Raw genomic sequence first — 21,956 nt, forward strand, 5'->3', positions numbered from 1 at the left:
CGAAAGCCTTATGGCTACCACTTCACTTGACCTGGCCAAGGTCCGCAACATCGGGATCATGGCCCACATCGACGCGGGCAAGACGACCACCACCGAGCGGATCCTGTTCTACACCGGCGTCTCCTACAAGATCGGTGAGGTCCACGACGGCGCCGCGACCATGGACTGGATGGAGCAGGAGCAGGAGCGTGGCATCACGATCACCTCTGCTGCCACCACCTGTCACTGGCCGCTGGCCGATGTCGACCACACCATCAACATCATCGACACCCCGGGCCACGTCGACTTCACCGTCGAGGTGGAGCGTTCGCTTCGCGTGCTCGACGGTGCCGTGACGGTGTTCGACGGCGTCGCGGGTGTCGAGCCCCAGTCCGAGACCGTGTGGCGTCAGGCGGACCGCTACGGCGTCCCGCGCATCTGCTTCGTCAACAAGCTCGACCGGACCGGTGCCGAGTTCCACCGCTGCGTCGACATGATCAGCAGCCGCCTGGGCGCGACGCCGATCGTCATGCAGCTCCCGATCGGTGCCGAGGCCGACTTCAAGGGCGTCGTCGACCTGGTCACGATGAAGGCCTTCGTGTGGTCCGCCGAGGCGGAGAAGGGCGAGATGTACGACGTCGTCGACATCCCGGCCACCCACACCGAGGCTGCCGAGGAGTACCGCGGCAAGCTCGTCGAGACCGTCGCCGAGAACGACGACGAGATCATGGAGCTGTACCTGGAGGGCCAGGAGCCCTCGGTGGAGCAGCTGTACGCCGCGATCCGTCGCATCACCATCGCGTCCGGCAAGTCCGAGGACATCACCGTCACGCCGGTGTTCTGTGGCACCGCGTTCAAGAACAAGGGCGTTCAGCCCCTGCTCGACGCGGTCGTGCGCTACCTCCCCTCCCCCCTGGACGTCGAGGCCATCGAAGGCCACGACGTCAAGGACCCGGAGCTGGTCGTCAAGCGCAAGCCGTCCGAGGACGAGCCGCTGTCCGCCCTCGCGTTCAAGATCATGAGCGACCCGCACCTGGGCAAGCTCACCTTCGTCCGGGTCTACTCGGGCCGCCTGGTGTCCGGCACTGCCGTGCTGAACTCCGTCAAGGGCAAGAAGGAGCGCATCGGCAAGATCTACCGCATGCACGCGAACAAGCGTGAGGAGATCGAGGCGGTCGGCGCCGGCGACATCGTCGCCGTCATGGGTCTCAAGCAGACCACGACCGGCGAGACGCTGTGCGACGACAAGCAGCCGGTGATCCTGGAGTCCATGGACTTCCCGGCTCCGGTCATCCAGGTCGCCATCGAGCCCAAGTCGAAGGGCGACCAGGAGAAGCTGGGCATCGCGATCCAGCGCCTGGCCGAGGAGGACCCGTCGTTCCAGGTCCACTCGGACGAGGAGACCGGCCAGACCATCATCGGTGGCATGGGCGAGCTGCACCTCGAGGTGCTGGTCGACCGTATGCGCCGTGAGTTCAAGGTCGAGGCGAACGTCGGCAAGCCGCAGGTCGCCTACCGCGAGACCATCCGCAAGGCGGTCGACCGGGTCGACTACACGCACAAGAAGCAGACTGGTGGTACCGGCCAGTTCGCGAAGGTGCAGATCGCGATCGAGCCGATCGAGGGCGGCGACGCCTCGTACGAGTTCGTGAACAAGGTGACCGGTGGTCGTATCCCGAAGGAGTACATCCCTTCGGTCGACGCCGGTGCGCAGGAGGCCATGCAGTTCGGCATCCTCGCCGGTTACGAGATGACCGGCGTGCGCGTCACCCTGCTCGACGGTGGCTACCACGAGGTGGACTCCTCCGAGCTCGCGTTCAAGATCGCCGGTTCGCAGGCCTTCAAGGAGGCCGCGCGCAAGGCCAGCCCCGTGCTGCTCGAGCCGATGATGGCCGTCGAGGTCACCACGCCCGAGGACTACATGGGCGAGGTCATCGGCGACATCAACTCCCGCCGTGGTCAGATCCAGGCCATGGAGGAGCGGGCCGGTGCCCGCGTCGTCAAGGGCCTGGTGCCCCTGTCGGAGATGTTCGGCTACGTCGGCGACCTCCGCAGCAAGACGTCGGGTCGCGCAAGCTACTCGATGCAGTTCGACTCCTACGCCGAGGTTCCCCGGAACGTCGCCGAGGAGATCATCGCGAAGGCCAAGGGCGAGTAACACACTCGGTTTACACGCCGTAGGCTTGACTCCGGAGCCTCAAGGGGCAAACAGCCGCATCCCCGGATGTTTGCCCCCTGGACCCGGGCTTTCCAGCAAAGATCACCTGGCGCCGATGAAGCAAGGCGTTCCAGAACCACTCCCAGGAGGACCCCCGTGGCGAAGGCGAAGTTCGAGCGGACTAAGCCGCACGTCAACATCGGCACCATCGGTCACATCGACCACGGTAAGACGACCCTCACGGCCGCCATTACCAAGGTGCTGCACGACAAGTACCCGGACCTGAACGAGGCCTCGGCCTTCGACCAGATCGACAAGGCTCCTGAGGAGCGTCAGCGCGGTATCACCATCTCCATCGCGCACGTCGAGTACCAGACGGAGGGCCGCCACTACGCCCACGTCGACTGCCCGGGTCACGCGGACTACATCAAGAACATGATCACCGGTGCCGCGCAGATGGACGGCGCGATCCTCGTGGTCGCCGCCACCGACGGCCCGATGCCGCAGACCAAGGAGCACGTGCTCCTGGCCCGCCAGGTCGGCGTTCCGTACATCGTCGTCGCCCTGAACAAGGCCGACATGGTGGACGACGAGGAGATCCTGGAGCTCGTCGAGCTCGAGGTCCGTGAGCTCCTCTCCGAGTACGAGTTCCCGGGCGACGACCTGCCGGTCGTCAAGGTCTCGGCGCTCAAGGCGCTCGAGGGCGACGCCGAGTGGGGTCAGTCGGTTCTCGACCTCATGGCCGCCGTCGACGAGGCGATCCCGACCCCCGAGCGTGACGTCGACAAGCCGTTCCTCATGCCCGTCGAGGACGTCTTCACGATCACCGGTCGCGGTACGGTCGTCACCGGCCGTATCGAGCGTGGTGTCCTGAAGGTCAACGAGACCGTTGACATCATCGGCATCAAGCACGAGAAGACCACCACCACGGTCACCGGCATCGAGATGTTCCGCAAGCTGCTCGACGAGGGCCAGGCCGGTGAGAACGTCGGTCTGCTGCTCCGCGGCATCAAGCGCGAGGACGTCGAGCGCGGCCAGGTCATCATCAAGCCGGGTTCGGTCACGCCGCACACCGACTTCGAGGCCCAGGCCTACATCCTGTCCAAGGACGAGGGTGGCCGCCACACGCCGTTCTTCAACAACTACCGTCCGCAGTTCTACTTCCGTACGACGGACGTGACGGGCGTTGTGACCCTCCCCGAGGGCACCGAAATGGTGATGCCGGGTGACAACACCGAGATGAAGGTGGAGCTCATCCAGCCCATCGCCATGGAAGAGGGCCTGAAGTTCGCCATCCGTGAGGGTGGTCGCACGGTGGGCGCCGGCCAGGTCACCAAGATCACCAAGTAGTTCTTGCTGATCGATCTGGTTGCTCCAGCTTGAGCTGAGCACCTGAGAGGGCCCGTACGACTCCGGTCGTACGGGCCCTTTCGCGTGGGCTGCTCCGGGGGGCGGACCTGCTCAGGCGGGGTACCGGGGGAGATCCTCGGTGGAGATGGTCCAGTCCACGACGGTGACGTCCTCGCCGTAGACGAAGTCCTTGCGGGTGGCGTAGCGGGGGCCGGCGGGGGTGGGGTGGATGTCGCTGAGGACCGCGCCCGTTCCGGTGCGGGGGTCGAAGATCGCGTAGACGGGAACGCCCATCAGGGGTAGTCGCGCGCCTTGCTCACCCAGTCGTTGTCCGGGTTGGAGCGCGAGACGACCTCGATGGCGGCGACGAGCGACCGGGGATCGAAGGAGCCTTCTCCTTCCATGTCCGCCTCGGCGATCACCATCACATCGGGGCGGCGCATGATGCCCTCGGGTTCGTCCTCCACGTCGGGTTCACCGGTGTGGGCCACGATCTCGTCCGGCATCGCCTTTTCCAGGCGCTTCCGGAGGCGCAGCACGGTGAGCTCGTGCGGCCTCGTGGGCGACATCGTGTCGAGGACGATCCCTTCCTTGGTGATCTCGAACTTGCCGGGGAGGTCGTCGTCCGCCGACTCCACGAAGTCCCGCATGGCCCGGTAGAGGAGGGAGGCGCCCTGCTGAGGGTTGTCCGAGGATGGTCATGGCGCTCGCTCCTCGTCGTCTGTGCCCAGGGGCAAGGATCGTCTCGCTCATGCTAGGCGGCCTCCGGGTGATCGGTTCGGCAGTCGCGGCAGAGTCCTCGGGCCGGTGAGCGGAAGGGGCGGTCGCAGCCGTCGCAGGTGGGGATCGGACCTCGCGCCGACGGTGGAGCCTCCGATGGCGCCCGGAAGGGCGGTGGGGGCGGGAGTTGGGCGGCGAGGCGGTGGGCCAGAAGGGCGGCCGGTCTGCGCAGCGGGGCTGCCGGGAGGTCCGCGGTGAGGCCCTGCACCACGGCTGCGGGGCCGACGTCCCGTTCCAGTCAGGCGGCGACTCCGGGAGCCAGGTGCTCCACGTCCGTGGCGGACAGCAGGAGGCGGGGGTCGTGGCGGCGCATGCGGGCGAGGAGGTCCGTAGCCGCCTGGACGAGGGCGGGAGCCGGGTACGCGGGGCGTGGCACGGCGGGGAGGGCCTTGCGGGGTGGCGCGGCGCTTCGTCCGTGGGGGCGATCCGCTGCCGGCCGCCGGTCCCGGTGGCCGGGCTGGTTGCAGGACACCGTGCGGGTGACGACGCGGCCGTCGGGGCTGCGCTCGCGGGTGCGGCGCAGGTAGCCGTGCGACTCCAGCTCGCGCAGGGCGGCGGCGATGCGGGTCGCGCCCTCGGGGAAGCGGGCGGTGAGGGACTTGATGTCGACGCGGACGCCCTGCGGCAGCGACTGGATGTGCACGCCGAGGCCGATCGCGAGCAGCGACAGCTCCTGGTGCTGGGCGAGGTGGTTGCCGATCACCGTGAAGCGGGTGGTGTGGCGGGCGTTGTCGTGGGTGAGTCCGCCCGCGTGGGGGTGGTTTTTGCGCGGGGTGCGGGACTCGGCGCACGAGGGCGCGCTAGGGTTTTCCGTATCCATCAGGAAGGTGCTTCTTCCTCGGTGGTCAGGCCCTCGCACTGGGATTGCAGTCCCGGCGGGGGCCGTCGCATGTCTGCGGCTGTGTGGTGGTGGTGCTGCGCTGAGCGTAGAGCAGACAACCCGGCCCGAATCCACCTGAGTTGGCATATTCACCCGCGGGAGTGATGTGGGCCGACGGGCGGGAGGGGTGGGGCTTGGACGGGTTCTTTCACCTCGGTAGTTGCTTGGGAAAGACCGCCCGCGGCACCGAAGCGCGAGGATCCGCGTTCCGGTGGAACGTGGGAGTTCCGCCCAGACCGTCTTGCGCGGCCACCGTCCCTCGGTCACCCCCCCCAGCGGTCGGCGAGTGCGTCCACGAGAAGCAGCCCCCGGCCCGACTCGCCGTCCCCGCCGGCCGGTCGCGGACACGGCATCCGGTCACCGCGCGTGTCCGCCACCTCGATGCGGAGGGCGTCGCCGATGACGTAGAGGAGCAGCTGGAAGTGTCGCGGCCGGGGACGCGCCCGTGGGTGACGGCGTTTGCGGCGAGTTCCGCGACGATGTGCGCCGCCGGGTCCAGCGGCAACGCCCACGAGCGGAGCTGCTCGGTGGCGAGCAGACGGGCCAGCCGGACTCCGCGGGGCGTGGGGGACAGGCGCACGTCGAAGTTGCGGATGGGGGGTATTCCAGCTGTCGCCGTAGAACCGGAGGCGGGCCTCGCAGTCCTGGATGGGTTCGTACGCCCTGATCCTGAAGGCCAAGTGCGCCCCGCAGCATGCCGCGTGACGTGCGGAACCGCCGTCAAGTCACCCCAGGGTGCGAGACGCCCCCCAAGGGGGAGGGCGTTTGACCTGCGTCACTCCCGGGGTATTGTCTCCGGCTCGATTGGCCAGGGCTGTGCCCCATATGGCAGACTGTCGGAGTTGCTCGGTTGAGTGTTGATGCTGCGCGCCTCCCGCCGGGAGGACCGGAAGCGAGTCCCACAGTACTCGTCGCCCTAACTGCCTGATGGCAGCGCTGGGGCGGACGTACGGGAATCTTTCGGGAAGTGTCAGTGCAGCACCGACCAGGCACCCGGTGGGCCTTTCGTCCCCGGCTTGCGGTTCCGGAAGGGCCGTGCTTTCCCAGCAGGGATGTTCGAACAAGGGACATCCATGTCGGCGACAGCGCGACACACCCGACCGCGTGGGTCGGAGGAACGAAGTGAACGGACCATCTGGTTCCAGAGCGTTAGAAGAGACAGGACTACTGAGTAGCCATGGCGGGACAGAAGATCCGCATCCGGCTCAAGGCCTACGACCACGAGGTCATCGACTCCTCGGCGAAGAAGATCGTCGAGACGGTGACCCGCACTGGTGCGTCGGTCGCGGGCCCGGTGCCGCTGCCCACTGAGAAGAACGTGTACTGCGTCATCAAGTCGCCGCACAAGTACAAGGACTCGCGCGAGCACTTCGAGATGCGCACGCACAAGCGCCTGATCGACATTCTCGACCCGACGCCCAAGACCGTTGACTCTCTGATGCGACTCGACCTCCCGGCCGGTGTCGACATCGAGATCAAGCTCTAGGGGCCGGTGATCTGAGAATGGCTAAGCAGATCAAGGGCATCCTGGGCGAGAAGCTCGGCATGACGCAGGTGTGGGACGAGAACAACCGTGTTGTTCCGGTCACCGTCGTCAAGGCCGGCCCCAACGTCGTGACCCAGGTCCGTACGAACGACAGTGACGGCTATGAGTCGGTCCAGATCGCCTTCGGCGAGATCGACCCGCGCAAGGTGAACAAGCCCCTCAAGGGTCACTTCGCCAAGGCCGACGTCACCCCCCGTCGCCACCTCGTCGAGATCCGCACCGCGGGCGCCTCCGAGTACACGCTCGGCCAGGAGATCACCGCTGAGGTGTTCGAGGCCGGCGTGAAGGTCGACGTGACCGGCAAGAGCAAGGGCAAGGGCTTCGCCGGTGTCATGAAGCGTCACAACTTCAAGGGCCTCGGCGCCGGACACGGCACCCAGCGCAAGCACCGCTCGCCCGGTTCCATCGGTGGCTGCGCCACCCCGGGCCGCGTGTTCAAGGGCCTCCGCATGGCGGGTCGCATGGGCAACGAGCGCGTGACCACCCAGAACCTGACCGTCCACGCCGTTGACGCGGAGAAGGGTCTGCTGCTCATCAAGGGCGCTGTCCCCGGTCCGAACGGCGGCCTCGTCCTGGTCCGCACCGCGGCCAAGGGGGCCTGAGGTACCGATGAGCACTGTTGACATCCTTTCGCCTGCAGGCGAGAAGACCGGAAGCGTCGAGCTCCCCGCGGAGATCTTCGGCGTGGAGAAGATCAGCATCCCGCTGATCCACCAGGTCGTCGTCGCGCAGAACGCGGCTGCCCGCCAGGGCACGCACAAGACCAAGCGCCGCGGTGAAGTCCGCGGTGGCGGTAAGAAGCCTTACCGCCAGAAGGGCACCGGCCGCGCGCGCCAGGGCTCGACCCGCGCGCCGCAGTTCGCCGGCGGTGGCGTCGTCCACGGCCCGCAGCCGCGTGACTACTCGCAGCGGACCCCGAAGAAGATGAAGGCTGCCGCTCTGCGTCACGCCCTCACCGACCGGGCCCGCCACAACCGCATTCACGTCGTCACCGGCGTGATCGAGGGCGAGGCTCCCTCCACGAAGGCCGCTCGCACGCTGTTCGGCAAGATCTCGGAGCGCAAGAACCTGCTCCTGGTCGTCGACCGCGCCGACGAGGCCGCGTGGCTGTCCGCCCGCAACCTGCCCCAGGTGCACATCCTGGAGCCGGGCCAGCTGAACACGTACGACGTGATCGTCTCGGACGACGTGGTCTTCACCCAGGCCGCTCTCGAGTCCTTCGTCGCCGGCCCGCAGGCCAACGACACCGAAGGGAGTGACGCCTGATGGCTACGCGTCACCCGAGCATCGCCTCCAAGGCGGCCAAGCTCGCCAAGGCCGCGCGCGTCGCCAAGGCGAAGCGCCACGCCACCGAAGGCAAGAACACCGTCGTCACCCCGGTCAGCAAGTCGTTCACGGACCACCGTGACGTCCTGCTGAAGCCGGTCGTGTCGGAGAAGAGCTACGCGCTGCTCGACGAGGGCAAGTACACCTTCATCGTCGCGCCCGGCGCCAACAAGACCCAGATCAAGCAGGCCGTCCAGGCGGTCTTCTCGGTCAAGGTCACCGGGGTCAACACGATCAACCGCATCGGCAAGCGCAAGCGCACCAAGACCGGTTTCGGTCAGCGCGCCGGCACGAAGCGCGCGATCGTGACCCTTGCTGAGGGCGACCGTATCGACATCTTCGGCGGTCCGACCGCCTGAGGGCGGTCCGGATCGTCCGATATCGGACGAGGACTGAATAATGGGAATCCGCAAGTACAAGCCGACTACGCCGGGCCGTCGTGGCTCCAGCGTCGCCGACTTCGTCGAGGTCACGCGGTCCACGCCGGAGAAGTCGCTGGTCCGCCCGCTGCACAGCAAGGGCGGCCGTAACAACGCCGGTCGTGTGACCGTTCGCCACCAGGGTGGCGGACACAAGCGCGCCTACCGAGTGATCGACTTCCGTCGTCACGACAAGGACGGCGTGCCGGCGAAGGTCGCGCACATCGAGTACGACCCCAACCGCACCGCGCGCATCGCGCTGCTGCACTACGCGGACGGCGAGAAGCGCTACATCCTCGCCCCGCGCAACCTGCAGCAGGGTGACCGCGTCGAGAACGGTCCCGGGGCCGACATCAAGCCGGGCAACAACCTGGCGCTCCGCAACATCCCGGTCGGTACCACGATCCACGCGATCGAGATCCGTCCCGGTGGCGGTGCCAAGTTCGCCCGCTCCGCCGGCGCCTCCGTGCAGCTGCTCGCGAAGGAGGGCACGATGGCCCACCTCCGCATGCCGTCCGGTGAGATCCGCCTGGTCGACCAGCGCTGCCGCGCCACGGTCGGCGAGGTCGGCAACGCCGAGCAGAGCAACATCAACTGGGGCAAGGCCGGCCGCAAGCGCTGGCTGGGCGTCCGCCCGACCGTTCGCGGTGTGGCGATGAACCCGGTTGACCACCCCCACGGTGGTGGTGAGGGCAAGACCTCCGGTGGTCGCCACCCGGTCAGCCCCTGGGGTCAGAAGGAGGGTCGTACTCGTTCGCCCAAGAAGGCTTCGAACAAGTACATCGTCCGCCGCCGCAAGACGAACAAGAAGCGCTAGGAGCGGGTTTAGATGCCGCGCAGTCTCAAGAAGGGGCCCTTCGTCGACGGACACCTCGTAAAGAAGGTGGACGCCCAGAACGAAGCCGGTTCCAAGAACGTCATCAAGACCTGGTCCCGTCGCTCGATGATCATCCCGGCCATGCTGGGTCACACGATCGCGGTGCACAACGGCAAGACCCACATTCCGGTGTTTGTCACCGAGTCGATGGTCGGCCACAAGCTCGGCGAGTTCTCGCCGACGCGCACCTTCCGGGGTCACGTCAAGGACGACCGGAAGTCGAAGCGCCGCTAATCGCGGGGTGGAATGACCATGACAGACACTGGAAGGACAACCATGGAAGCCAGGGCCCAGGCGCGGTACATCCGCGTCACGCCCATGAAGGCCCGCCGGGTGGTGGACCTTATCCGTGGCATGGACGCCACGGAGGCTCAGGCGGTCCTGCGTTTCGCCCCGCAGGCCGCGAGCGTGCCGGTCGGCAAGGTGCTTGACAGCGCCATCGCCAACGCCGCGCACAACTACGACCACACTGACGCCGACAGCCTCTTCATCTCCGAGGCGTACGTCGACGAGGGTCCGACCCTGAAGCGATTCCGTCCGCGCGCCCAGGGCCGCGCGTACCGGATCCGCAAGCGGACCAGCCACATCACCGTGGTCCTCAGCAGCAAGGAAGGATCCCGGTAATGGGCCAGAAGGTTAACCCGCATGGGTTCCGGCTCGGCATCACCACGGACTTCAAGTCCCGTTGGTACGCCGACAAGTCGTACAAGGAATACGTCGGAGAAGACGTCGCCATCCGTCGGATGATGACGTCCGGCATGGAGCGCGCCGGCATCTCGAAGGTGGAGATCGAGCGCACCCGTGACCGGGTCCGCGTCGACATCCACACCGCGCGTCCGGGCATCGTCATCGGCCGCCGCGGCGCCGAGGCCGACCGTATCCGCGGCGACCTGGAGAAGCTGACCAAGAAGCAGGTTCAGCTGAACATCCTCGAGGTCAAGAACCCCGAGGTCGACGCTCAGCTGGTGGCCCAGGCCGTCGCCGAGCAGCTCTCCTCCCGCGTCTCCTTCCGTCGCGCCATGCGTAAGAGCATGCAGTCGGCGATGAAGGCCGGCGCCAAGGGCATCAAGATCCAGTGCGGTGGCCGCCTCGGTGGCGCCGAGATGTCCCGCTCGGAGTTCTACCGCGAGGGCCGTGTGCCCCTGCACACGCTCCGCGCGAACGTGGACTACGGCTTCTTCGAGGCCAAGACGACCTTCGGCCGCATCGGTGTGAAGGTCTGGATCTACAAGGGCGATGTCAAGAACATCGCCGAGGTCCGCGCCGAGAACGCCGCAGCCCGCGCCGGCAACCGCCCGGCACGTGGTGGCGGCGGCGCCGACCGCCCGGCCCGTGGTGGCCGTGGTGGCGAGCGCGGCGGTCGCGGTCGTAAGCCGCAGCAGGCTCCCGCTGCCGAGGCCCCCAAGGCCGAGGCTCCGGCGGCTGCCGCTCCGGCTGAGAGCACCGGAACGGAGGCCTGACCGACATGCTGATCCCCCGTAGGGTCAAGCACCGCAAGCAGCACCACCCGAAGCGCCGTGGTCAGGCCAAGGGCGGTACGACGGTCTCGTTCGGCGAGTACGGCATTCAGGCCCTCACGCCGGCGTACGTGACCAACCGCCAGATCGAGGCGGCCCGTATCGCGATGACCCGCCACATCAAGCGTGGTGGCAAGGTCTGGATCAACATCTACCCGGACCGCCCGCTCACGAAGAAGCCTGCCGAGACCCGCATGGGTTCCGGTAAGGGTTCTCCGGAGTGGTGGATCGCGAACGTGCACCCGGGACGGGTCATGTTCGAGCTGTCCTACCCCAACGAGAAGATCGCCCGTGAGGCCCTCACTCGCGCAGCCCACAAGCTGCCGATGAAGTGCCGGATCGTCAAGCGCGAGGCAGGTGAAGCGTGATGTCGGCCGGTACCAAGGCGTCCGAGCTGCGCGAACTGGGTGACGAGGAGCTTCTCAACAAGCTCCGCGAAGCCAAGGAAGAGCTGTTCAACCTCCGCTTCCAGGCGGCGACGGGTCAGCTCGAGAACCACGGTCGGCTGAAGGCCGTCCGTAAGGACATCGCGCGGATCTACACCCTGATGCGTGAGCGCGAGCTGGGCATCGAGACGGTGGAGAGCGCCTGATGAGCGAGAGCAACGTGACTGAGAACACCCCCGAGGCGCGCGGTTTCCGCAAGACCCGTGAGGGTCTCGTCGTCAGCGACAAGATGGACAAGACCGTCGTCGTCGCCGTCGAGGACCGCGTGAAGCACGCGCTGTACGGCAAGGTCATCCGCCGTACGAACAAGCTCAAGGCTCACGACGAGCAGAACGCCGCGGGCGTCGGCGACCGTGTCCTCCTCGCGGAGACCCGGCCGCTGTCCGCGACGAAGCGCTGGCGCGTCGTCGAGATCCTCGAGAAGGCCAAGTAGGTAATTCCCGCAAGGGAGTTCCAGTAAGCAGGCCTGCGGGGCATCCCTCGCAGGACAGTTCCGCCAGGCTCCGCAGGGGCCCTCGTCACGAGGCCCCTGCGGGGAACCGGCAGACACACAGGAGATAGACGTGATCCAGCAGGAGTCGCGACTTCGCGTCGCCGACAACACTGGTGCGAAGGAAATCCTTTGCATCCGTGTGCTCGGTGGCTCCGGTCGCCGCTACGCGGGCATCGGTGACGTCATCGTCGCCACCGTCAAGGACGCGATCCCCGGCGGCAACGTGAAGAAGGGTGACGTCATCAAGGCGGTCATCGTTCGCACCGTCAAGGAGCGCCGTCGTCCGGACGGCTCGTACATCCGCTTCGACGAGAACGCCGCTGTCATTCTGAAGAACGACGGCGACCCTCGTGGCACCCGCATCTTCGGCCCGGTCGGCCGGGAGCTGCGCGAGAAGAAGTTCATGAAGATCATCTCGCTGGCTCCGGAGGTGCTGTAAGCATGAAGATCAAGAAGGGCGACCTGGTCCAGGTCATCACGGGTAAGGACAAGGGCAAGCAGGGCAAGGTCATCGCGGCCTTCCCCCGCGAGGACCGCGTCCTGGTCGAGGGTGTCAACCGGGTCAAGAAGCACACGAAGGCCGGTCCGACCGCCAAGGGCTCCCAGGCCGGCGGCATCGTGACCACCGAGGCCCCGATCCACGTGTCCAACGTTCAGCTGGTCGTGGAGAAGGACGGCAACAAGGTCGTCACGCGCGTCGGTTACCGCTTCGACGACGAGGGCAACAAGATCCGCGTTGCCAAGCGGACGGGTGAGGACATCTGATGGCTACCACCACGACTCCGCGTCTGAAGACGAAGTACCGCGAGGAGATCGCGGGCAAGCTGCGTGAGGAGTTCTCCTACGAGAACGTCATGCAGATCCCCGGCCTCGTCAAGATCGTGGTCAACATGGGTGTGGGCGACGCCGCCCGCGACTCCAAGCTGATCGAGGGCGCCATCCGCGACCTCACCACGATCACCGGTCAGAAGCCGGCCGTCACCAAGGCCCGCAAGTCCATCGCGCAGTTCAAGCTGCGCGAGGGTCAGCCGATCGGTGCCCACGTCACGCTTCGTGGCGACCGCATGTGGGAGTTCCTGGACCGCACCCTGTCGCTGGCGCTCCCGCGCATCCGCGACTTCCGTGGTCTGTCCCCCAAGCAGTTCGACGGCCGTGGCAACTACACCTTCGGTCTCACGGAGCAGGTCATGTTCCACGAGATCGACCAGGACAAGATCGACCGTGTCCGGGGTATGGACATCACCGTGGTCACCACGGCGACCAACGACGCTGAGGGCCGTGCGCTCCTTCGTCACCTCGGCTTCCCCTTCAAGGAGGCGTGAGCGAGATGGCGAAGAAGGCTCTGATCGCAAAGGCTGCTCGTAAGCCCAAGTTCGCTGTGCGGGCGTACAACCGCTGCCAGCGTTGCGGCCGTCCCCACTCCGTGTACCGCAAGTTCGGCCTCTGCCGTGTGTGCCTTCGTGAGATGGCTCACCGCGGCGAGCTGCCGGGCGTGACCAAGAGCTCCTGGTAAACCCCCTTTTAGGGGTTCCAGAGGCTCTCGGTAAGCAATGGGCGTGTCAGGTGCCCACCTCTTCATGGCTTAGGCTTGGAGGGTTGGGCACCTGACGGTCGCCCGTACGACTTACTACGCCGTAGGTCCACCGCGCCGCACCCGCCCCGTCTCGGATCGGGGAGAGGGATGGCGCAACAGGAAACCCCGGCGAGAGAGGCCACAGGCCAATTCATGACCATGACTGATCCGATCGCAGACATGCTGACGCGTCTGCGGAACGCGAACTCGGCGTACCACGATTCCGTGACGATGCCGGCGTCCAAGATCAAGTCTCACATCGCGGAGATCCTCCAGCAGGAGGGCTTCATCACGGGCTGGAAGGTCGAGGACGCCGAAGTCGGCAAGAACCTCACCCTCGAGCTCAAGTTCGGCCCGAACCGTGAGCGCTCCATCGCGGGCATCAAGCGGATCTCCAAGCCCGGTCTCCGGGTTTACGCGAAGTCCACCTCCCTGCCCAAGGTGCTCGGTGGCCTCGGCGTGGCGATCATCTCCACGTCGCACGGTCTCCTCACCGACAAGCAGGCCGGCAAGAAGGGCGTAGGCGGAGAAGTTCTCGCCTACGTCTGGTAGCGGAAGGGAACGGAGGAAACAGCTATGTCGCGCATTGGCAAGCTCCCTATCACGGTTCCCGCCGGCGTGGACGTCACCATCGACGGCCAGACGGTTTCGGTCAAGGGCCCCAAGGGCTCGTTGTCCCACACCGTCGTTTCGCCGATCGAGATCGCCAAGGGTGAGGACGGCGTTCTGAACGTCACCCGCCCCAACGACGAGCGTCAGAGCAAGGCCCTGCACGGCCTGTCCCGCACGCTGGTGGCGAACATGATCACCGGCGTGACCCAGGGTTACGTGAAGAAGCTCGAGATCAGTGGTGTCGGTTACCGCGTGACCGCGAAGGGCTCGAACCTCGAGTTCGCGCTCGGTTACAGCCACCCGATCACCGTCGAGGCCCCCGAGGGAATCTCCTTCAAGGTCGAGAACCCCACCCGGTTCTCGGTCGAGGGCATCGACAAGCAGAAGGTCGGCGAGGTTGCGGCCAACATCCGCAAGCTGCGCAAGCCCGACCCGTACAAGGCCAAGGGCGTCAAGTACGAGGGCGAAGTCATCCGCCGCAAGGTCGGAAAGGCGGGTAAGTAAGCCATGGCATACGGACAGAAGATCCTCAAGGGCGACGCTTACAAGCGTGCCGCGATCAAGCGTCGCCACATCCGGATCCGTAAGCACATCTCGGGTACGGCTGAGCGTCCGCGCCTGGTCGTGACACGCTCGAACCGCCACATCGTGGCTCAGGTCATCGACGACATCAAGGGTCACACCCTGGCGTCGGCGTCGACCCTGGACACGACGATCCGCGGCGGCGAGGGCGACAAGTCCGCGCAGGCCAAGTCGGTCGGCGCCCTGGTCGCCGAGCGCGCCAAGGCCGCCGGTGTCGAGGCTGTCGTATTCGACCGTGGTGGCAACCAGTACGCCGGGCGCATCGCCGCCCTGGCGGACGCCGCCCGCGAAGCCGGACTCAAGTTCTGAGTCGCCCGTCGCGCTAGCGACCTAGGTCGCTGCGTAGCTAGCGGAAAAAGAGAGAGGTAATCCAATGGCTGGACCCCAGCGCCGCGGAAGCGGTGCCGGTGGCGGCGAGCGGCGGGACCGGAAGGGCCGTGACGGCGGCGCTGCTGCCGCCGAGAAGACCGCGTACGTTGAGCGCGTTGTCGCGATCAACCGTGTCGCCAAGGTTGTGAAGGGTGGTCGTCGCTTCAGCTTCACCGCGCTGGTCGTGGTGGGCGACGGTGACGGCACCGTGGGTGTCGGATACGGCAAGGCCAAGGAGGTGCCGGCCGCCATCGCCAAGGGCGTTGAGGAGGCCAAGAAGCACTTCTTCAAGGTCCCGCGTATCCAGGGCACCATCCCGCACCCGATCACGGGCGAGAAGGCCGCGGGCGTCGTCCTGCTCAAGCCTGCTTCCCCCGGTACCGGCGTTATCGCCGGTGGCCCGGTGCGTGCCGTGCTCGAGTGCGCCGGCGTTCACGACATCCTGTCGAAGTCGCTCGGTTCGTCGAACGCGATCAACATCGTGCACGCGACCGTGGCGGCCCTGAAGGGCCTGCAGCGTCCCGAGGAGATCGCGGCCCGCCGCGGTCTGCCCCTCGAGGACGTCGCTCCCGCGGCTCTGCTTCGTGCGCGTGCCGGGGCTGGTGCGTAATGGCCCGCCTCAAGATCACGCAGACGAAGTCGTACATCGGCAGCAAGCAGAACCACCGTGACACCCTGCGTTCGCTCGGGCTCAAGCGCCTGAACGACGTGGTCGTCAAGGAGGACCGCCCCGAGTTCCGCGGCATGGTGCACACCGTCCGCCACCTCGTGACGGTTGAGGAGGTCGACTGATCATGGCGGAGAACAACCCGCTCAAGATCCACAACCTCCGTCCCGCCCCGGGCGCCAAGACCGCCAAGACCCGTGTGGGTCGTGGTGAGGCGTCGAAGGGTAAGACGGCCGGTCGTGGTACCAAGGGCACGAAGGCCCGTTACCAGGTTCCGGAGCGCTTCGAGGGTGGGCAGATGCCCCTCCACATGCGTCTCCCGAAGCTCAAGGGCTTCAGGAACCCGTTCAAGACCGAGTTCCAGGTCGTGAACCTCGACAAGCTGGGCGCGCTGTACCCGGAGGGTGGCGAGGTCACCGTCGAGGGTCTCGTCGCCAAGGGCGCCGTTCGCAAGAACAGCCTCGTCAAGGTCCTCGGCCAGGGCGAGATCTCCGTGGCGCTGCAGGTGACGGTCGACGCCGTCTCCGGCTCCGCCAAGGAGAAGATCACCGCCGCCGGCGGTACCGTCACCGAGCTCGTCTGAACACCACAGGCGCCTCGATGACCTGAGCGATCCCGACCGGGGATATCCCACATATGGGGTATCCCCGGTTGGTCGTTCCTAGGGCGGTACTCTCGCCGGTAAGGTGACCTCCACTGCCTACTTTCACAAGATGCTTCCCATGGGGCACCTTGAGTGGCAGTCGACCGTTACACATGTCGTTGTCGTTGTCGTTGTTCTTATTGGACCCTCAAGACCGTCACCCTTGACGCAGATGCGCGGGGGTCGCAGGAGGCACCGTGCTCACCGCGTTCGCCCGGGCGTTCAGGACGCCCGACCTGCGCAAGAAGCTGCTCTTCACGCTCGCCATCATCGTGATCTACCGGCTCGGAACGCATATCCCGATTCCCGGTGTCGACTACACGTCGGTTCAGCGGTGTGTGGACGAGGCGTCCGGCAACCAGGGCCTCTTCGGTCTGGTGAACATGTTCAGCGGTGGCGCGCTGCTGCAGATCACCATCTTCGCGCTGGGCATCATGCCGTACATCACGGCGAGCATCATCCTTCAGTTGCTGACCGTGGTCATCCCGCGTCTGGAAGCCCTCAAGAAGGAGGGCCAGGCCGGCACCGCGAAGATCACGCAGTACACCCGCTACCTCACCGTGGCGCTCGCCATTCTGCAGGGCACCGGCCTGGTGGCCACCGCCCGCAGCGGCGCCCTGTTCTCCGGTTGCACGGTCGCCTCGAGCATCGTCCCGGACCAGGCGATCTTCACCACGATCACCATGGTCATCTGCATGACCGCCGGTACGGCCATGGTCATGTGGCTCGGTGAGCTCATCACCGACCGCGGCATCGGCAACGGCATGTCGATCCTGATGTTCATCTCGATCGCGGCGACCTTCCCCTCGGCCCTGTGGGCCATCAAGAAGCAGGGCACGCTCGCGGGCGGCTGGATCGAGTTCGGCACCGTCATCCTGGTCGGCCTGGTCATGGTCGGTCTGGTGGTCTTCGTCGAGCAGGCCCAGCGTCGTATCCCCGTGCAGTACGCGAAGCGCATGATCGGCCGCCGGTCCTACGGCGGTACCTCGACGTACATCCCGCTGAAGGTGAACCAGGCCGGTGTGATCCCGGTCATCTTCGCTTCTTCGCTGCTCTACATCCCGGCCCTCGTCGCCCAGTTCTCCAGCGGAACCTCCAGCTGGAAGACCTGGATCGAGACCAACCTGACCAAGGGCGACCACCCGATCTACATCAGCATGTACTTCCTGCTGATCGTTTTCTTCGCGTTCTTCTACGTGGCTATCTCCTTCAACCCCGAGGAAGTAGCCGACAACATGAAGAAGTATGGTGGCTTCATCCCGGGCATCCGGGCTGGCCGACCGACCGCTGAGTACCTCTCGTACGTGCTCAACCGGATCACCTGGCCGGGTTCGCTGTATCTGGGTCTGATCGCTCTTGTACCGACGATGGCGTTGGTTGGCTTCGGGGCAAGCCAGAACTTCCCGTTCGGTGGTACCAGCATCCTGATCATCGTGGGTGTCGGTCTCGAGACGGTGAAGCAAATTGAGAGCCAGCTCCAGCAGCGCAATTACGAAGGGTTCCTCCGCTGATGCGTATCGTCCTCGTCGGGCCGCCGGGCGCCGGAAAGGGAACGCAGGCCACACGGTTGGCCGAGAAGCTGCGCGTTCCGCACATCTCCACGGGCGACCTGTTCCGCGCCAACATCAGCCAGCAGACGGAACTCGGGAAACTCGCGAAGTCCTACATGGACGCCGGCAACCTCGTCCCCGACGAGGTCACCATCGCCATGGCCAAGGACCGTATGGAGCAGCCGGACGCCGAGCGCGGCTTCCTGCTGGACGGTTTCCCGCGCAACGTCTCGCAGGCCGAGGCGCTCGACGAGCTCCTCACCACCGAGGGCATCAAGCTGGACGCGGTACTGGACCTGGAGGCCCCGGAGGAGGAGGTCGTCAAGCGGATCGCCGGCCGGCGCATCTGCCGCAACGACTCCTCGCACGTCTTCCACGTGACGTACAAGCAGTCCGCCGAGGAGGGCGTCTGTGACGTCTGCGGCGGCGAGCTGTACCAGCGGGACGACGACTCCGAGGAGACGGTCCGCACGCGGCTCGAGGTCTACCACACGCAGACCGAGCCGATCATCGACTACTACAAGGCGCAGGGCCTGGTCGTGACCATCGAGGCCATGGGCCCGGTGGAAGAGGTCACCGCCCGTGCGCTGGCCGCACTGAAGCGCGAGGGCGACGACCAGTAGTCGTCGTTCCCCGTACGGCCGTGGAGTCCTTCCGGACACCACGGCCGTACTGTTGTGTACATACGTGACCCCTGACCGACCTGAGTGACGGAGAGCGCAGGCCCCCCATGGTGCAGATCAAGAGCCCCGAGCAGATCGCCAAGATGCGGGCGGCGGGGCTGGTCGTCGCCGCCATCCACGCGGCCACGCGCGAAGCGGCGGTGCCCGGGGCGACGACGAAGGACCTCGACGACGTCGCCCGCAAGGTCCTGGCGGAGCACGGCGCGAAGTCGAACTTCCTGGGCTACGGCGGCTTCCCGGCGACGATCTGCACCTCGGTCAACGACGTGGTGGTCCACGGCATCCCCTCCGACGAGGTCGTCCTCAAGGACGGCGACGTCATCTCCATCGACTGCGGCGCGATCGTCGACGGCTGGCACGGTGACGCGGCGTACACGGCGTTCGTCGGCTCGGGCCACGCGCCGGAGCTGATCGAGCTCTCCCGGGTGACGGAGGAGTCGATGTGGGCCGGCATCGCCGCCATGAAGCCGGGCAACCGCCTGGTCGACGTCTCCCGCGCGATCGAGACCTACATCCGCCGTCAGCCCAAGCCCGGCGGCGGCCGCTACGGCATCATCGAGGACTACGGCGGCCACGGCATCGGCACCGAGATGCACATGGACCCCCACCTCCTGAACTACGTCGACCGCAGGCGCGGCAAGGGCCCGAAGCTGGTGCCCGGCTTCTGCCTGGCCATCGAGCCGATGGTCTCCCTGGGCACCCCGCGCACCGAGGTCCTCGAGGACGACTGGACCGTCATCACCACCGACGGGACCTGGTCCTCGCACTGGGAGCACTCCGTCGCGCTGACGGAGGAGGGGCCGCTGGTGCTCACGTCTCCCGACGGGGGTCGGGCGAAGCTGGCGGAGCACGGGGTTGCGGCGGCACCGGACCCGCTGGGATGAGGGCTGCCGAGGCCCGGGTCGCCGGGTCGGAGGCCGGCGCAGCCGCTCGAAGCTTGTGAGGCGCTTCGGGCGCCGAGCCCGCGAGAGGGGCGTCGGAAGTGGGTCGACTGGACCGTCATCACCACCGACGGGACCTGGTCCTCGCACTGGGAGCACTCCGTCGCGCTGACGGAGTGCGGGCCGCTGGTGCTCACGTCTCCCGACAGGGGTCGGGCGAAGCCGGCGGAGCATGGGGTCGTGGCGGCGCCGAACCCGCTCGCCTGAGGTTTTCCCCTCCCGGGGCGCGCTGTGGGGTTGCTCGCCCCAGCCGCCCTTCCCTTCCCGTCCCTGGGGGCTGTGCCCCCAGACCCCCCTTCGGCCTGGACGGCCTCGTCCTCGAACGCCGGACGGGCTGAAAGCACGCCGGTCGGGCTGAGATGCCGGGTGGGACGCGGGCTTCGCTTAAGGATCTCCTCTGTGGGGCAGACTTCAGGATTCGTCTTTCGGCGGGGCCTGACGTAGACTGACTCGTCGGCTCTCGTGCACCCGCATGTCTGCATGCACCCGTAAGGGAAACGCAGGGGAGTCGATCAAGGTAGTCGATTCGAAGGGCGAAGCGTGGCCAAGAAGCAAGGTGCCATCGAGATCGAGGGCACTGTCGTCGAGTCTCTTCCGAACGCCATGTTCAAGGTCGAGCTCCAGAACGGCCACCAGGTCCTGGCACACATCAGCGGCAAGATGCGTATGCACTACATCCGTATCCTCCCTGACGACCGGGTCGTGGTGGAGCTGTCTCCGTACGACCTCACGCGTGGCCGGATCGTCTACCGCTACAAGTAGATCTTGCCCCGGCTCCGTGCGCTTTCCCGCGTGCGGGGTTGCCGGCAACTGACCCGGAGAACCTCACATCCCATGAAGGTCAAGCCGAGCGTCAAGAAGATCTGCGACAAGTGCAGGGTGATCCGCCGTCACGGTCGGGTCATGGTCATTTGCGAGAACCCGCGCCACAAGCAGCGCCAGGGCTGATCGCTCAGAGATCACACCCTCTGCATCGATATCGCAGAGACTTCGCGCGACGCGAGCAACTGTTCATACGCAGGTCCCAGGCGGGTTCACTCGTCTGACACCCCCGGCTCGGAGGCCGGGGACCCAGTTCGTACCTAATCCTCGGCTGTGTCTACCGCACAGTACGAGGAGGCCGGCGGATGGGAGGCGGATCTGTGGAAGACCTCCGAAGATCAACTGGAGCCATTGAATGGCACGCGTTTCCGGTGTCGACATCCCGCGCGAAAAGCGTGTGGAGGTCGCCCTCACCTACGTGTTCGGCATCGGCCGGACCCTCTCCCAGGAGACGCTGGCAGCGACCGGCGTCGACCCGAACACCCGCGTTCGCGACCTCTCCGAGGAGCAGCTCGTCGCGATCCGCGAGTACGTGGACGCCAACATCAAGACCGAGGGTGACCTCCGTCGCGAGGTCCAGGCCGACATCCGCCGCAAGGTCGAGATCGGTTGCTACCAGGGTCTCCGTCACCGTCGTGGTCTGCCGGTCCGCGGTCAGCGCACCAGCACGAACGCTCGTACCCGCAAGGGCCCGCGTCGCGCCATCGCCGGCAAGAAGAAGCCGGGCAAGAAGTAGTCCTCAGCGGACGCTCATCAGCGGTCTTCGCTGTAGGACCGACCACCTCCCGTAGGAGTTATTAGATGCCCCCCAAGGGACGTCAGGGCGCTGCCAAGAAGGTGCGCCGCAAGGAAAAGAAGAACGTCGCGCACGGCCAGGCGCACATCAAGAGCACGTTCAACAACACGATCGTGTCCATCACGGACCCGGCCGGAAACGTGATCTCGTGGGCCTCCGCCGGCCACGTCGGTTTCAAGGGCTCGCGCAAGTCCACGCCGTTCGCCGCGCAGATGGCCGCCGAGTCGGCTGCCCGTCGCGCGCAGGAGCACGGCATGCGCAAGGTCGACGTCTTCGTCAAGGGCCCGGGCGCCGGTCGTGAGACCGCCATCCGCTCCCTGCAGGCGACGGGCCTCGAGGTCGGCTCCATCCAGGACGTCACCCCGACCCCGCACAACGGCTGCCGTCCGCCGAAGCGTCGTCGCGTCTGACGCACCGGCTCACGTCGGTCGGGAACGGCCGCGTGTCGGTCTGAGGCTTTCGGGCGGTACGGCTCCGTAAAGGGGCCGTATCGCCCGTACCCTTGCAGTACCCGTGCGGTGAGTGCGCACGGTTCCGTCGGGCGTCAAATAGCGGGCGTCCACGAAAGAAGGATCTGATCGCCACATGCTGATCGCTCAGCGTCCCTCGTTGACCGAAGAGGTCGTCGACGAGTTCCGCTCCCGGTTCGTGATCGAGCCGCTGGAGCCGGGCTTCGGTTACACCCTCGGTAACTCCCTCCGCCGGACCCTCCTGTCCTCGATCCCGGGTGCGGCGGTCACGTCCATCCGTATCGACGGCGTGCTGCACGAGTTCACCACCGTGCCGGGCGTCAAGGAGGACGTCACCGACCTGATCCTGAACATCAAGCAGCTGGTCGTGTCGTCCGAGCACGACGAGCCGGTCGTGATGTACCTGCGCAAGCAGGGCCCGGGTCTGGTCACCGCCGCCGACATCGCGCCCCCGGCCGGTGTCGAGGTGCACAACCC

Annotated in this window: 30 protein-coding genes and 5 pseudogenes; 32 read left to right on the plus strand and 3 right to left on the minus strand. The window is 66.5% G+C overall.

Annotated elements, in window-relative coordinates; translation table 11 throughout:
- The first annotated feature begins 10 nt into the window (after positions 1 to 10).
- Both fusA and tuf read left to right on the plus strand, forming a co-directional pair.
- On the plus strand, positions 11 to 2,137 hold the full coding sequence (gene fusA, locus ACIPFH_RS38425) for an elongation factor G (RefSeq protein WP_356262608.1): 2,127 nt from the start codon (positions 11 to 13) through the stop codon (positions 2,135 to 2,137).
- Positions 2,138 to 2,293: 156 nt separating this feature from the next.
- A complete protein-coding gene (gene tuf, locus ACIPFH_RS38430) occupies positions 2,294 to 3,487 on the plus strand; it encodes an elongation factor Tu (RefSeq protein WP_356262612.1) in 1,194 nt (397 codons plus the stop codon).
- A gap of 111 nt (positions 3,488 to 3,598) precedes the next feature.
- Here tuf and ACIPFH_RS38435 read toward each other — a convergent pair.
- From ACIPFH_RS38435 to ACIPFH_RS38445, 3 pseudogenes are all read right to left on the minus strand, one after another.
- A pseudogene (locus tag ACIPFH_RS38435) lies at positions 3,599 to 4,137 on the minus strand (Uma2 family endonuclease).
- A gap of 104 nt (positions 4,138 to 4,241) precedes the next feature.
- Positions 4,242 to 5,087, minus strand: a pseudogene (locus tag ACIPFH_RS38440) (helix-turn-helix domain-containing protein).
- 149 nt (positions 5,088 to 5,236) lie between these two features.
- Positions 5,237 to 5,751 (minus strand): annotated as a pseudogene (locus ACIPFH_RS38445) (ATP-binding protein).
- A 573-nt stretch (positions 5,752 to 6,324) separates the two neighbouring features.
- On the opposite strand from ACIPFH_RS38445, the gene rpsJ reads away from it, so the two are divergent.
- The 30 genes and pseudogenes from rpsJ to ACIPFH_RS38595 all read left to right on the plus strand — a co-directional run.
- Positions 6,325 to 6,633 (plus strand): 30S ribosomal protein S10, encoded by a 309-nt coding sequence (gene rpsJ, locus ACIPFH_RS38450; protein ID WP_003948644.1) that lies wholly within the window; start codon positions 6,325 to 6,327, stop codon positions 6,631 to 6,633.
- A 17-nt stretch (positions 6,634 to 6,650) separates the two neighbouring features.
- The gene (gene rplC, locus ACIPFH_RS38455) at positions 6,651 to 7,295 is read left to right on the plus strand and encodes a 50S ribosomal protein L3 (RefSeq protein ID WP_401833992.1); all 645 of its coding nucleotides are present in this window, start codon (positions 6,651 to 6,653) and stop codon (positions 7,293 to 7,295) included.
- 7 nt (positions 7,296 to 7,302) lie between these two features.
- On the plus strand, positions 7,303 to 7,959 hold the full coding sequence (gene rplD / locus ACIPFH_RS38460; protein WP_020132635.1) for a 50S ribosomal protein L4: 657 nt from the start codon (positions 7,303 to 7,305) through the stop codon (positions 7,957 to 7,959).
- A complete protein-coding gene (rplW, locus tag ACIPFH_RS38465; RefSeq protein WP_356249904.1) occupies positions 7,959 to 8,378 on the plus strand; it encodes a 50S ribosomal protein L23 in 420 nt (139 codons plus the stop codon). Before rplD ends, rplW begins: the two co-directional genes overlap by 1 nt.
- 40 nt (positions 8,379 to 8,418) lie before the next feature.
- Positions 8,419 to 9,255 (plus strand): 50S ribosomal protein L2, encoded by an 837-nt coding sequence (gene rplB, locus ACIPFH_RS38470; RefSeq protein WP_030039757.1) that lies wholly within the window; start codon positions 8,419 to 8,421, stop codon positions 9,253 to 9,255.
- Positions 9,256 to 9,267: 12 nt separating this feature from the next.
- Positions 9,268 to 9,549: a 30S ribosomal protein S19 gene (gene rpsS / locus ACIPFH_RS38475; protein ID WP_020132632.1), complete on the plus strand. Its 282-nt coding sequence runs from the start codon at positions 9,268 to 9,270 to the stop codon at positions 9,547 to 9,549.
- Positions 9,550 to 9,591: 42 nt separating this feature from the next.
- Positions 9,592 to 9,939, plus strand: a complete 348-nt coding sequence (rplV, locus tag ACIPFH_RS38480; protein WP_054238783.1) for a 50S ribosomal protein L22 — start codon at positions 9,592 to 9,594, stop codon at positions 9,937 to 9,939.
- On the plus strand, positions 9,939 to 10,775 hold the full coding sequence (rpsC, locus tag ACIPFH_RS38485) for a 30S ribosomal protein S3 (protein ID WP_057584676.1): 837 nt from the start codon (positions 9,939 to 9,941) through the stop codon (positions 10,773 to 10,775). Before rplV ends, rpsC begins: the two co-directional genes overlap by 1 nt.
- Before the next feature lie 5 nt (positions 10,776 to 10,780).
- Positions 10,781 to 11,200, plus strand: a complete 420-nt coding sequence (gene rplP, locus ACIPFH_RS38490) for a 50S ribosomal protein L16 (protein ID WP_006140905.1) — start codon at positions 10,781 to 10,783, stop codon at positions 11,198 to 11,200.
- A complete protein-coding gene (gene rpmC, locus ACIPFH_RS38495) occupies positions 11,200 to 11,424 on the plus strand; it encodes a 50S ribosomal protein L29 (protein WP_005481220.1) in 225 nt (74 codons plus the stop codon). Before rplP ends, rpmC begins: the two co-directional genes overlap by 1 nt.
- Positions 11,424 to 11,711, plus strand: a complete 288-nt coding sequence (gene rpsQ, locus ACIPFH_RS38500) for a 30S ribosomal protein S17 (protein ID WP_020132629.1) — start codon at positions 11,424 to 11,426, stop codon at positions 11,709 to 11,711. The genes rpmC and rpsQ overlap by 1 nt, the downstream gene beginning before the upstream one ends.
- 130 nt (positions 11,712 to 11,841) lie before the next feature.
- A complete protein-coding gene (gene rplN / locus ACIPFH_RS38505; RefSeq protein ID WP_003992364.1) occupies positions 11,842 to 12,210 on the plus strand; it encodes a 50S ribosomal protein L14 in 369 nt (122 codons plus the stop codon).
- 2 nt (positions 12,211 to 12,212) lie between these two features.
- Entirely contained in the window at positions 12,213 to 12,536 is a 324-nt protein-coding gene (rplX, locus tag ACIPFH_RS38510; protein ID WP_030039760.1) for a 50S ribosomal protein L24, read from the plus strand.
- Positions 12,536 to 13,093, plus strand: coding sequence for a 50S ribosomal protein L5 (gene rplE / locus ACIPFH_RS38515; RefSeq protein WP_030788262.1), 558 nt, complete (start codon positions 12,536 to 12,538; stop codon positions 13,091 to 13,093). Before rplX ends, rplE begins: the two co-directional genes overlap by 1 nt.
- A gap of 5 nt (positions 13,094 to 13,098) precedes the next feature.
- Positions 13,099 to 13,284 (plus strand): type Z 30S ribosomal protein S14, encoded by a 186-nt coding sequence (locus ACIPFH_RS38520; RefSeq protein WP_030890724.1) that lies wholly within the window; start codon positions 13,099 to 13,101, stop codon positions 13,282 to 13,284.
- Between the two features lie 213 nt (positions 13,285 to 13,497).
- A complete protein-coding gene (rpsH, locus tag ACIPFH_RS38525) occupies positions 13,498 to 13,896 on the plus strand; it encodes a 30S ribosomal protein S8 (protein WP_030788259.1) in 399 nt (132 codons plus the stop codon).
- 24 nt (positions 13,897 to 13,920) lie between these two features.
- The gene (gene rplF / locus ACIPFH_RS38530) at positions 13,921 to 14,460 is read left to right on the plus strand and encodes a 50S ribosomal protein L6 (RefSeq protein WP_307164916.1); all 540 of its coding nucleotides are present in this window, start codon (positions 13,921 to 13,923) and stop codon (positions 14,458 to 14,460) included.
- A gap of 3 nt (positions 14,461 to 14,463) precedes the next feature.
- Positions 14,464 to 14,847: a 50S ribosomal protein L18 gene (gene rplR, locus ACIPFH_RS38535; protein ID WP_020132625.1), complete on the plus strand. Its 384-nt coding sequence runs from the start codon at positions 14,464 to 14,466 to the stop codon at positions 14,845 to 14,847.
- A 64-nt stretch (positions 14,848 to 14,911) separates the two neighbouring features.
- Positions 14,912 to 15,517, plus strand: a complete 606-nt coding sequence (gene rpsE / locus ACIPFH_RS38540) for a 30S ribosomal protein S5 (protein WP_006376045.1) — start codon at positions 14,912 to 14,914, stop codon at positions 15,515 to 15,517.
- Complete coding sequence (gene rpmD, locus ACIPFH_RS38545; RefSeq protein WP_005313525.1) at positions 15,517 to 15,699, plus strand: 50S ribosomal protein L30; 183 nt, start codon at positions 15,517 to 15,519, stop codon at positions 15,697 to 15,699. Before rpsE ends, rpmD begins: the two co-directional genes overlap by 1 nt.
- A gap of 2 nt (positions 15,700 to 15,701) precedes the next feature.
- Entirely contained in the window at positions 15,702 to 16,157 is a 456-nt protein-coding gene (gene rplO / locus ACIPFH_RS38550; protein ID WP_189190330.1) for a 50S ribosomal protein L15, read from the plus strand.
- A gap of 257 nt (positions 16,158 to 16,414) precedes the next feature.
- Complete coding sequence (gene secY, locus ACIPFH_RS38555) at positions 16,415 to 17,728, plus strand: preprotein translocase subunit SecY (RefSeq protein ID WP_307164919.1); 1,314 nt, start codon at positions 16,415 to 16,417, stop codon at positions 17,726 to 17,728.
- Positions 17,728 to 18,390 carry an adenylate kinase gene (locus tag ACIPFH_RS38560; RefSeq protein WP_401834000.1) on the plus strand — a complete coding sequence of 221 codons (663 nt, stop codon included), beginning with the start codon at positions 17,728 to 17,730 and terminating at the stop codon, positions 18,388 to 18,390. The genes secY and ACIPFH_RS38560 overlap by 1 nt, the downstream gene beginning before the upstream one ends.
- 107 nt (positions 18,391 to 18,497) lie before the next feature.
- Positions 18,498 to 19,334 carry a type I methionyl aminopeptidase gene (gene map / locus ACIPFH_RS38565; RefSeq protein WP_401834002.1) on the plus strand — a complete coding sequence of 279 codons (837 nt, stop codon included), beginning with the start codon at positions 18,498 to 18,500 and terminating at the stop codon, positions 19,332 to 19,334.
- 105 nt (positions 19,335 to 19,439) lie between these two features.
- A pseudogene (locus ACIPFH_RS38570) lies at positions 19,440 to 19,598 on the plus strand (type I methionyl aminopeptidase); the annotation flags it as partial.
- 333 nt (positions 19,599 to 19,931) lie between these two features.
- Positions 19,932 to 20,153, plus strand: a complete 222-nt coding sequence (gene infA, locus ACIPFH_RS38575) for a translation initiation factor IF-1 (RefSeq protein WP_003948620.1) — start codon at positions 19,932 to 19,934, stop codon at positions 20,151 to 20,153.
- 72 nt (positions 20,154 to 20,225) lie between these two features.
- A complete protein-coding gene (gene rpmJ, locus ACIPFH_RS38580; protein ID WP_003998809.1) occupies positions 20,226 to 20,339 on the plus strand; it encodes a 50S ribosomal protein L36 in 114 nt (37 codons plus the stop codon).
- A gap of 229 nt (positions 20,340 to 20,568) precedes the next feature.
- Entirely contained in the window at positions 20,569 to 20,949 is a 381-nt protein-coding gene (rpsM, locus tag ACIPFH_RS38585; protein ID WP_057584669.1) for a 30S ribosomal protein S13, read from the plus strand.
- 65 nt (positions 20,950 to 21,014) lie between these two features.
- Positions 21,015 to 21,419, plus strand: coding sequence for a 30S ribosomal protein S11 (gene rpsK, locus ACIPFH_RS38590; RefSeq protein WP_010354218.1), 405 nt, complete (start codon positions 21,015 to 21,017; stop codon positions 21,417 to 21,419).
- 175 nt (positions 21,420 to 21,594) lie between these two features.
- Positions 21,595 to 21,956: pseudogene (locus ACIPFH_RS38595) on the plus strand (DNA-directed RNA polymerase subunit alpha); the annotation flags it as partial.

The sequence above is a fragment of the Streptomyces sp. NPDC088157 genome (assembly GCF_044741545.1).
In the GTDB taxonomy this organism is placed as follows: Bacteria; Actinomycetota; Actinomycetes; order Streptomycetales; family Streptomycetaceae; genus Streptomyces.